Raw genomic sequence first — 7,505 nt, 5'->3', positions numbered from 1 at the left:
ACGGTGAGCTGGCTGCCGGGATGCAGTATATCATTCAAGGACTGCAGTGCAAGAATCCCAGAATAAAGGACCTCCTCTTGGATATTGGCACTGAAGAATTAAACCATATGGAAATGGTCGCTCATATGATAGGGCTCCTTGTAGGGGAACAAACCAGCACTGGTTCGCCTGAGGAGTTCGCTTTCCGACTTCTCGGCGGAGGTGGACCTTTGTGGATTAACTCCATGGGTTCGCCTTTCTCCAGCACTTACGTTGATGTTGTTGGCGATATAGCTGCTGATTTGCAATCCAATATTGCAGCTGAGTTTCGGGCCAAAGCTGTATACGAACGTCTGTACCGCCAGGCTACAGACCCGGCAGTGCAGAATTTTCTCCAGTTCCTTATTAGCCGGGAAGAGGCTCATGCCAATTTGTTCCGTCAAGCTTTGAATGAAGTTCAAGGCCAGGGTGTCTTGAAGGACTTTGTGGACACCAACTACTCCAGACAATACTATAATCTTTCGCAACCGGGACAATTCCAACGGTTCGCTTGATGTGAGCTTATTCTCAGAGAGGGGCGCTGGTCCCCGACTCTCACACCACCCCATCAACCCAGATTACCAATATTACGGCGAAGTCCACCCGGAAACGGCTGAGAAAATGGTCACCCGCCTGGCCACCTGCCATTGACCCGGTCTTTTCCTCCAGGTTAATCGACAGGGCTTTATGGTGGGTGTCAAGTACAGATTACAGGGTGGCCACAAGAAGACCCGCCCCTTGAGTCCTCTTACAATATCAAGGGGTGTTTTCTTAACTTTCTGGCGGCGGAACATGTACTTCATCTTGACACAAGCGGACTTGTTGCTTACAATGATTGCATAGAAATAATTGGTTCACGAATAATTACAGCCAGGAGATACGTATGGAACTAAATGCGGGCGGATTCGGTCCTTCCAGGTACATTTGTTTCAAACTAAACAAGGTAATGCGAAAAATACAGCGCTATTATGAGAACAGCCTGTCTCCTTACAATATCACGCCTGTGCAGTTTTATGTGTTGAGTGCCCTCTGGGTCAGCGACGGGATCAGGTTCAAAGACCTGGCCAGGGTCCTCAATATGGATGGTTCCACTCTCACCGGCATTCTGGACCGTATGGAGCGGCTGGATCTGGTAGAGCGGCGGGACGACCCGGAAGATAGACGCTCGCTATTGATCTTTCTGAAAGAAAAGGCCAGGCTTTATCAAAAGGAACTCGTCGAACTTGCGGAAAACCTTGACCGGGAAATTAAGGAACAGTTCCCGCCGGGTGAATTTGCCATCTTTGAAAGAGTGCTCGATAAGCTGATGGAAGACTAATTTTTTGCTAATTTTGTTTGTATGCAAATTATTCTTACCAAAATTATTGGCCTATAAAGGTGATTTGGGAGAATGCCAATGAGACTACGAGGTAATACAGCTCAAGAAAATCTTAAAGATAAGGAGGAAGGTCAAGATGGGGCACATTGTTGGCGCCAGGGATGAGATCTACCGGGCCCTGGCCGAACGCTTGAACAGAGAACCGGTGGGGGCACCGGTAAACGAAACCCTCATGGAGATCCTGTATCGCCTTTATACGGAAAGTGAAGCCAGGGTGGGCAGCCGGTTCCCCCTTAGCCCGGTCAGATTGGAGCAACTGGCTGCCGCCACCGGGTACGCTGAAGAGGATTTACAGGCCATTTTAAACGGCATGGCTGAAAAGGGGCTGGTCATCGACGTTCCCCACCGCACCGGCTTTTATTACCTGCTGGCACCAATGGTGATCGGATTCTTCGAATACACCTTCATGCGCACGGGAAACCAGGTCGAGCTCAAGGAATTGGCGGAGTTGTTTGAAAAGTATTTCAAAAGCAACGAAGTAAGAGAGGAGCTCACCTGTTCCGATACCAAAATGTTCCGTACCCTGGTCTATGAAAGCCTGATCCCGGTGGCCGTGGAGACAGAGGTGCTTACCTACGAGAAAGCCTCGGAAATCATCCGTCAGTCGGGTGGGGGAGCCATTTCTATATGTGCCTGCCGACACAAGGCTAAACACCTCGGCAAATCCTGTGACGCGCCGCTGGATGTCTGCATGTCCCTGGGCAAAGCCGCAAAATGGATCGTCTACCGTGGTTTCGGCAAGCAGGCCACGGTGGACGAACTACTGCGCGTTTTGGAACACACAGAAAAGCTAGGGCTGGTACACCTCTGCGACAACGTCATGAACAAGCCCGCATATATTTGCCATTGTTGTGGTTGTTGCTGCACGGTTCTGCGCGGTATTAACGAATCGGGTAAATTCTCCACCCACCCGAGCAACTTCATCCCTTCCTTAGCACCTCATAAGTGTGTATCTTGCGGCACCTGCGCCGACAGCTGCCATATAAAAGCCATCACCATGGAGGACAGAGGCGATGGTAAGAGTATACCAACTATCAACCAAGATCTGTGCCTTGGTTGCGGCGTGTGCGCCAGCACCTGTCCCAACGAAGCTCTATTCATGTCACGCCGTTCCGCCCTTCACGTCCCTCCAATAGACAGCAAAGAAAAATTCCTGCGTATGGCAAGGGAAAAGGGGCGCACGTGAAGCCTCTCCCGCCTATAGAGGTGGGAGCTTCCCGTTTCGCAACGGAAAATTCCTGCTTCAACGACCGCCGCCCCTTACTTGTCAAAAGCAGGTCCCCTGGGCTAAAATAGGGAAGGTAGTCAAGCATATACCTGAGGAGGTAAGAGAATGTACTGGCCCCAGAAAGGTCCTGTTAATACCGATGAAACTATTGCCCTGGCGGTGAAAAGGGCGCAGGAGCTGGCGATTGACCACATCGTGGTGGCTTCCTGCAGCGGGGAAACAGCTAAAAAGCTGATCGGCAAAGTCCCCCATGTAGTATGCGTAACCCACCACGTGGGCTTTACCGCTCCGGGAGAAGATGAAATGCCCCCCGGCGTGCGCGCAGAACTCACAGCCAGGGGAGTACGCCTGCTCACCACCACCCATCTTATGGGCGGGCTGGACCGGGGTGTACGGAATAAATTCGGAGGCGTTTATCCCGCCGAAATCATTGCCCAAACCCTGCGCATGCTGGGCCAGGGTTTAAAAGTGTGCGTGGAAATCGCCGTCATGGCACTGGATGCCGGGCTGATCCCGGCGGGCAAAGAGGTCGTGGCCGTTGCAGGAACAGGAACGGGTGCCGATACGGCAGCGGTAATTCTTCCTGCCCATGCCAATCACTTTTTCGATACCAGGGTTAAGGAAATTATTTGCAAGCCCAGGGAGTTTTAAGAGCCAAATAAGATAACACAATACATTATAGAGAGAGAATTATGTCGTCATAATAATAAATCTGGATAAAAATTTTTCTTTGAGAGGCAGGAAAATGTCCTGCGCTTCAAGAATAAATGTAAATAGATCATTTTTTTGTACGGGGAGGATCTTCATGGGCAAGAAAATTACCGTTACGGTCATCAAAGCGGATGTAGGAGGCTTTGTAGGGCACTCATCCGTTCACTCCGCCCTGATTGAAAAGGCCCAGGGCATGCTTAAGGGTAGCTCCCTCCTGATAGATTCCTATGTAGCCCATGTAGGCGACGATATCAACCTGATTATGACCCACGAACTGGGCCGGAATAACGGTGAAATCCACCAGCTGGCCTGGGATACTTTTGTCGCCTGCACTGAAATAGCTAAAAAGCTGAAGCTTTATGGAGCAGGCCAGGACCTGCTGGCTGATGCTTTTTCAGGAAACATCAAAGGCCTGGGGCCCGGGGTAGCGGAAATGGAGTTTGAAGAGCGCAAGAGCGAACCCATCATAGTCTTTATGGCCGACAAGACAGAACCGGGGGCATGGAACCTGCCTCTGTACAAAATTTTTGCCGATCCCTTTAACACAGCCGGCCTGGTCATAGACCCCAGTATGCACGACGGATTCATTTTCGAAGTCCGGGACCTGATTGAGAACACCCGGGTTACTTTCTCTGCTCCCGAGGAAATATATGACATGCTTGTCTTCATCGGCGCCCCCGGTCGCTACTGCATCAAGCGCGTTTTTCATAAGAAAACGGGGGAAATTGCCGCCGTATCCAGTACACAGAGGTTAAACCTGATGGCCGGTCGCTACGTAGGTAAAGATGACCCGGTATGTATCGTGCGCTGCCAGAGCGGTATGCCCGCGGTTGGGGAAGTGCTGGAACCCTTCACCAAACCCCACCTGGTCAGCGGCTGGATGCGCGGCTCTCACAGCGGTCCTCTGATGCCGGTCAGCATGCAGGAAGCCACACCGTCCCGTTTTGACGGGCCGCCCCGGGTTGTTGCCCTTGGTTTCCAGCTGGCTGAAGGCAAGCTCATCGGTCCCCAGGACTTCTTTGCCGACCCGGCCTTCGACCAGGCCCGTCAGATGGCTAACGAAATTGCCAACTATATGCGCACTTTGGGGCCTTTTGAACCCCACCGGCTGCACCTGGACGAAATGGAATATACCACCATGCCCCAGGTATTGAAAAAACTCAAGGACCGTTTTGAAAAACTTCGCTAAGAATCTGAATCCCGAGACCTCTTACATCCTTAATGGCCGGTTAAATAAGCAGGCCCTGAACCACCTGCAGGCGGTGTTCAGGGCCCTGGTTATTTTTTTGTTTACTTCAAGATTTTATCTTCATCCAGATCAGTCAGACCGGCCTCGCTGAAACTTGCCATTTCATTAATCACCCGGCACGCCGCCTCCACCAGGTGCATGGCCAGAGCTGCACCAGTCCCCTCACCTAAACGCATATTCAGGTAGAGCATGGGTGTCAGTCCCAGGTATTCCAGCATCAGACGATGACCCTTCTCACCGGAAAGATGGGAGGCAATCATGAATTCCTTTACTCTGGGCTGCAGGGCGGCCGCCACCATGGCAGCCGCCGTTGTAATGAAGCCGTCAATGATCACCGGCACCCGCCTGGCAGCTGCCCCCAGAATAACCCCGGCCAGGCCTCCGATCTCCAACCCACCCACCTTAGCCAGCACGTCCAGTGCATCTGCAGGATCGGGCCGGTTGACTTCAAGTGCCCTGGCTACCACATTTATCTTGCGGCGCAGAACCTGGTCGTTAACCAGGGTGCCCCGGCCGGTTACCTCTTCAGGCGTATAGCCTCCCAGTGCTGCGGCAATAGCACTGCTGGGAGTAGTGTTCCCTATACCCATGTCACCGAGGGCAATCAAAGTTGCTCCCCGGTCAATTTCACTCCGGACCACCTCGATACCCACTTCCACCGAACGTACCGCCTCCTCCCGGGTCATGGCCGGGCCACAGGCAATGTTCCCCGTACCTGGACGCACTTTCCGGTTCAGCACGCCGGGGTAATCTACCGGTACCGCCACCCCCACGTCCACCACTACCAGACGGGCGCCGGCGAGCCGACCCAGCACGCCGATACCAGCCACCCCCGTAAGGAAAGCCGGAATCTGCTGGTGGGTAATCTCCTGGGGTGCCACACTCACACCCTCCGCCACCACCCCGTGGTCGCCGGCCATAATAATAACCACTTTGTCACCAACCACCGGACGGGGATTGCCGGTAATGCCGGCCAGCTGCACGGCCAGCTGCTCCAGCCGACCCAGACTGCCGGGTGGTTTGATCAGGCTATCCAGCCTTTTCTGGGCTTCGGCCATGGGGCCGGGGTAAAGCGCCCCAACTTCGGCCATAGTATTTTCCAGCAGCAAAACGACCAACCTCCCTTGTTTTAAAGATAGTTAAAGAATTAAAAAAGTCCACAGCCCGAATAAGGCCGTGGACTTTACCATCATCCAGCGGGTTACAATCAGCAGGCAGGTCTCCTGGCTCCGGATCCTCACAACCACCCGCCTTCCCAGTCCGCACTCAGCCATGCGTAATTGGTTCGCTGCGACTTCACGTCAGAGCAAAACAGGTTAAGCTGAGAATTGACCAGTGGCTTATTATGGAGGTTGCTCCCCGATCACAGTGGCGGGACCGCTCAGGATTTGCACCTGATTCCCTATTCTCCCCCGCTTTTAAACAGGGGCACCTGCTGACATTAATATTCGCCTGTTCACTACTAAGTCCTACAGGAGTGTAATTCTACATATCCGGTTAATTTCCTGCCATCTCTTAAAAAATTTAACGCTACTTGACCGGACGGTCAAAATAAATGTTCTTGCCTGTAGCGGAGATCGGAATCCCTACCACAATTGCGCCCTGGAGCAGACCCATACGGCGGGCAACCGTACCCACCCGGTACATAATCCGGTTGTCAGCGTTAAAAAGACTGGCCGTTTTGACCGCCGAACCCAGGGCAATGCCCACGTCCAGGAGACGCCAGGCACATAACGGGCCGGGAAATTCCGGACCCTCCCGTGTTTGCAACTCCTCACACCGGCTGAAACCGCAGGCGCCGCAGTTCAGTCCCAGAGGTTTGTTTTCCGTGAGGGAAATAAGCACTACAGCATCCGACCGGCGTACATTATCGGCATCCCGGTCGAAGTTGGCCTTCCCCCGTTCCTTCCCAAAACGTTCCATTTCATCAGCGAGCCGGAAGAGCTCCTCTCCCGACAGCACCCGGATACCTACATAATCCTGGCCCAGCCCCTTTGGCGCAGTACGGGCCGACAGCGCCATCAACTGGGCGACCATCAACATGGCCTCGCGCAAAAAACATCACCTGCCTTTATGTAATGGATCAATTTCCAGGGATAATATCGAGTTCCCCTTCTTTATTGAGACGGGCTTTAAAGGAGCCCATTTCCTGCGTAAGAATCATGCGCCGCCGCCCCACCTGCACCACAGCTCCAGCAAAAGCCCGCTTTACCCTTATCAACCCGTTCCCCCCCACCCTGACCACCGGGGGTGCCCCCAGGGTGCTGCCGAGTTCCTCTATTTCGGCATTGCCTTCACAAAAGATTTCCCCACCCTTGAAAGAACCTTTGATTACTACATCCCGCCCGGCATGGATAGTGGTATTGACACAGCCCCGCCGGGTTACGTAAACGCTACCGGAGCTGTGGATGACAGAACTCATGGCCGAAGGGAGCACTACATCGGCCGGGTTTTCTCTGTCAGACTGGAGCAGAGCTACAGCTGCCTCCACGTCCCTGACCACCTCATCAAAACTTTTTAACGTCAGCGGGTTAAGCCCCACCAGGCAATTCAGTGAAGGGACGCAGCAGGTAACCTCCTCCGGCAATTCTGTTCCGGCAGCAGCAATTTGCTGGATGGTGTTCTTGACGAGGGGGCGCAGGTTTTTAAACCTGGTATCCATGAGGGTCATCAAGACCCGCCCGAAATTCAACCGCGACAAATCATCCCCCCGGTACCGCATTAACTGTTCGAGAGCCTGTTTAAGAAGGTCCAGGTTGGACTGAATATCCCGGAGCATGAAGGCGAGCTTTTGGGCTCCGGGAAAGGTACCGCCGGCCCGCAGCGTACTGCCGATAACCCCCCGGTGCAGCACCAGCTTGCCCCCGCTGCTCACCTTCGCCCGGGTCACCAGCCCGATAATTTCTATACTTCCCCCGGCC

The 7,505-nt window shown here is 53.5% G+C and carries 8 protein-coding genes and 1 riboswitch; of the genes, 5 read left to right on the top strand and 3 right to left on the bottom strand.

Features of this window, described 5'->3' with window-relative positions:
• The 5 genes from ACPLUI_RS08610 to fbp form a co-directional block, all read left to right on the top strand.
• A partial coding sequence (locus ACPLUI_RS08610) for a manganese catalase family protein (protein ID WP_424659856.1) occupies positions 1 to 533 on the top strand: 533 nt, incomplete at its 5' end.
• 368 nt (positions 534 to 901) lie between these two features.
• Positions 902 to 1,336, top strand: coding sequence for a MarR family winged helix-turn-helix transcriptional regulator (locus tag ACPLUI_RS08605; protein WP_424659855.1), 435 nt, complete (start codon positions 902 to 904; stop codon positions 1,334 to 1,336).
• Between the two features lie 136 nt (positions 1,337 to 1,472).
• Positions 1,473 to 2,582, top strand: coding sequence for an ATP-binding protein (locus tag ACPLUI_RS08600; RefSeq protein ID WP_424659854.1), 1,110 nt, complete (start codon positions 1,473 to 1,475; stop codon positions 2,580 to 2,582).
• A gap of 147 nt (positions 2,583 to 2,729) precedes the next feature.
• Positions 2,730 to 3,275: a pyruvate kinase alpha/beta domain-containing protein gene (locus ACPLUI_RS08595; protein ID WP_424659853.1), complete on the top strand. Its 546-nt coding sequence runs from the start codon at positions 2,730 to 2,732 to the stop codon at positions 3,273 to 3,275.
• Between the two features lie 154 nt (positions 3,276 to 3,429).
• Positions 3,430 to 4,524: a fructose-1,6-bisphosphate aldolase/phosphatase gene (fbp, locus tag ACPLUI_RS08590; RefSeq protein WP_424659852.1), complete on the top strand. Its 1,095-nt coding sequence runs from the start codon at positions 3,430 to 3,432 to the stop codon at positions 4,522 to 4,524.
• Positions 4,525 to 4,625: 101 nt separating this feature from the next.
• Here fbp and cobT read toward each other — a convergent pair whose 3' ends face one another.
• The 3 genes from cobT to ACPLUI_RS08575 form a co-directional block, all read right to left on the bottom strand.
• Positions 4,626 to 5,693, bottom strand: a complete 1,068-nt coding sequence (gene cobT, locus ACPLUI_RS08585) for a nicotinate-nucleotide--dimethylbenzimidazole phosphoribosyltransferase (protein ID WP_424659851.1) — start codon at positions 5,691 to 5,693, stop codon at positions 4,626 to 4,628.
• Positions 5,694 to 5,780: 87 nt separating this feature from the next.
• Positions 5,781 to 6,035, bottom strand: a riboswitch (cobalamin riboswitch).
• A gap of 79 nt (positions 6,036 to 6,114) precedes the next feature.
• On the bottom strand, positions 6,115 to 6,639 hold the full coding sequence (locus ACPLUI_RS08580) for a ferredoxin domain-containing protein (protein ID WP_424659850.1): 525 nt from the start codon (positions 6,637 to 6,639) through the stop codon (positions 6,115 to 6,117).
• 28 nt (positions 6,640 to 6,667) lie between these two features.
• Positions 6,668 to 7,505 (bottom strand): hypothetical protein (locus ACPLUI_RS08575; RefSeq protein WP_424659849.1); only part of this gene is annotated, 838 nt, incomplete at its 5' end.

Source organism: Desulfofundulus sp., assembly GCF_049701015.1.
Taxonomy (GTDB): Bacteria; Bacillota; Desulfotomaculia; order Desulfotomaculales; family Desulfovirgulaceae; genus Desulfofundulus.
Note: the sequence above shows the minus strand (reverse complement) of the source record. Positions and strands in the feature narration are given on the sequence as shown.